Source organism: Streptomyces millisiae (assembly GCF_031845425.1).
In the GTDB taxonomy this organism is placed as follows: Bacteria; Actinomycetota; Actinomycetes; order Streptomycetales; family Streptomycetaceae; genus Streptomyces; species Streptomyces millisiae.
Map to the genome: position 1 here is coordinate 1 of NZ_JAVREM010000355.1, position 430 is coordinate 430.

The 430-nt window shown below is 61.9% G+C and carries 1 protein-coding gene; it reads left to right on the forward strand.

Features of this window, described 5'->3' with window-relative positions; all coding sequences use genetic code 11:
• Window positions 1–152: 152 nt before the first annotated feature.
• Window positions 153–430, forward strand: a 278-nt coding sequence (locus tag RNC47_RS37060) for a hypothetical protein (protein ID WP_311605268.1), incomplete at its 3' end; no start/stop codon positions are given.

Sequence of the window (430 nt, forward strand, 5' to 3'; positions counted from 1 at the left end):
GCCCGCCGAGGTGACGTACTTCAGCATCTTCACGGCGGTCGGGTTCTCGAACAGGTTCAAACGAGCATCCATGGTGCACTCCTGGTTGATGGTGACTACACCCTCAAGACACCGCGACTCGACGGAATGTGACATGCGGCGATAATCAGCGGGTGCAGATGCCGACCACCCTTGAGTCCGTCTTGTTGGTGGTGGTCGTCGTGCTGTTCGCGGCGTTCGTCACGTTCCTGGTGCTGTTCATCGTGAGCCGGCGGCAGCTCGCGAACGCCAGGCGTGAGATCGAGCGCATGAAGCTCGAGGACGATGACCGCAGGCGGAAGCGTCGTCGGGGTGTGGCGCCGTTGGCCATCAAGACGGTGTTTCAGACCGCGGACATGCTGATCAACAAAGGGCTGGGCGCTACGGTCCGCCACTCGATCGAGGACCTGGC